The sequence below is a fragment of the Rhodococcus sp. (in: high G+C Gram-positive bacteria) genome (genome assembly GCF_049591685.1).
Classification (GTDB): domain Bacteria; phylum Actinomycetota; class Actinomycetes; order Mycobacteriales; family Mycobacteriaceae; genus Rhodococcoides.
This window is the reverse complement of sequence record NZ_JBAWFH010000224.1, coordinates 1-1,699: the sequence shown is the minus strand read 5'-3', so window position 1 is coordinate 1,699 and position 1,699 is coordinate 1. Positions and strand designations below refer to the sequence as shown.

Here is a 1,699-nt window from a genome sequence, read left to right as displayed (position 1 = left end):
TCGATGCGGAAGATCGAGTCGGCCGGAAACGCGGTGCGGAGCGCGTCGTTGAGCGACTGAGCGGTCTCGAGGTTGTGTCCGAACGGCTTCTCGATGACGACGCGCCGCCACCGCTCGGGTCGGTCGGCGGTGTCGTCGACCAGTCCCGATGCTTTGAGCTGTTCCGCGACCAGGGGGAAGTCCTTCGGCGGGATCGACAGGTAGAACGCGTGGTTTCCCATCGTGCCGCGCTCGTTGTCGAGCTTCTCGACGGTCTCGCGCAGCCGGCGGAACGCATCGGCATCGCCGAACTCGCCCGAGACGAACCGGATGCCCTGGAGCAACTGCTGCCAGGTCTCGTCGCGGAACTCGGTGCGCGCGTGCTGGCGAACGGCGTCGTGCACGACCTGAGCGAAGTCCTGATCCTCCCAATCGCGACGGGCGAAGCCGACGAGCGCGAAGCCGGGCGGCAGCAGGCCGCGGTTGGCCAGATCGTAGACGGCGGGCATGAGCTTCTTGCGGGACAGATCGCCGGTGACGCCGAAGATCACCAGGGCGCTCGGCCCGGCGATGCGATTGAGGCGGCCGTCACCGGCATCGCGCAGGGGATTCTTCCCGCGCGAGATCTCGATAGTCATAGAGGGGATGCTCCTACTGGGCGGCTTCGAAGAGCGAGAGCACTTCGATCCGCGGATCGGTCAGTGTCAGGGTGACGACAGGACGGCCGTGCTCCGCGAGGACGGCGGCGTCACCGGCGGCCTGCGCCTGGAGCAGCTCACCGAAGGTGAACGGCCTGCCGGGAATCTCGAGATCGGTTCCGGTGTGCTCGACGATCTGGAGGAACACCCCCGTGGCGGGGCCGCCCTTGTGAAACTGTCCCGTCGAGTGAAGGAAGCGCGGTCCCCACCCGAAGGTGGACGGCCGGCCGGAATCCGCAGCGACGAGCTCACGCAGACCCTGCAGCTGCGGGACGTCGCCCCGGTTGACGTACGCCTGCACGGCGACGTATCCGTCGTCGGGCAGCTGCGCCCACAGCGCGTCGAGCACACCGGCGATGGTGCCGGATGTCGCGAGCGCCGGATCCGACACGCGCACCTCGACGCCCTCGATGGTGAAGTCGGCGTCACGAGGGGTCGGGCGCTCGTCGAGAAGGCCGCGTGTGGCGATCTTGGCCGATTCGACGTCGGGCTGGTCGAATGGGTTGATCCCCAGCATCCGGCCCGCGATGGCGGTGGCGTACTCCCACACGATGAACTGGGCACCCAGCGAACCGCTGACCAGGATCTCGCCGGCGTGGTGCTCGAAGAGGTGGAACTCCTTGGCTTCATCGACGAGTCGCACGATCTGCAGATCGGACGGCTTCGAGTCGAGTTCGGGCGAGACCGGGAGAAGGACGACGGGCAAGATGCCGGTGCCCGACTTTCCGGTCGACTCGGCCACCAGCTGCTCGATCCAATCCGGCAGGCCCACGATGTGGGTGCCGTCCGTGATCAGGCCCAGCTTGTCGCGTCGCGCGTCGCCTCCACCCGCGATGGCGGCGGCGAGGACGAGGGCGGGGTTGTCGGGACTGTCGATCGCGACCTCGAGCATGGACGCCTCTGCTTCGTCCAGCAGCTCGTCGATGTCGGCGCCGGCGAGACCTGCAGGCACCAGGCCGAACGCGGTCAGCGCCGAGTAGCGACCTCCCACGGTCGGGTCGGCGTTGAACACCGTGTACCCG

2 protein-coding genes are annotated in these 1,699 nt (G+C 68.0%); both read right to left on the bottom strand.

Annotation, left to right across the window (positions count from 1 at the left end; all coding sequences use genetic code 11):
- A partial coding sequence (locus WBQ44_RS09450) for a glucose-6-phosphate dehydrogenase (RefSeq protein WP_495566445.1) occupies positions 1 to 617 on the bottom strand: 617 nt, incomplete at its 3' end.
- 13 nt (positions 618 to 630) lie between these two features.
- Positions 631 to 1,699: hypothetical protein (locus WBQ44_RS09445; RefSeq protein WP_495566444.1), on the bottom strand; the 1,069-nt coding region annotated here is incomplete at its 5' end.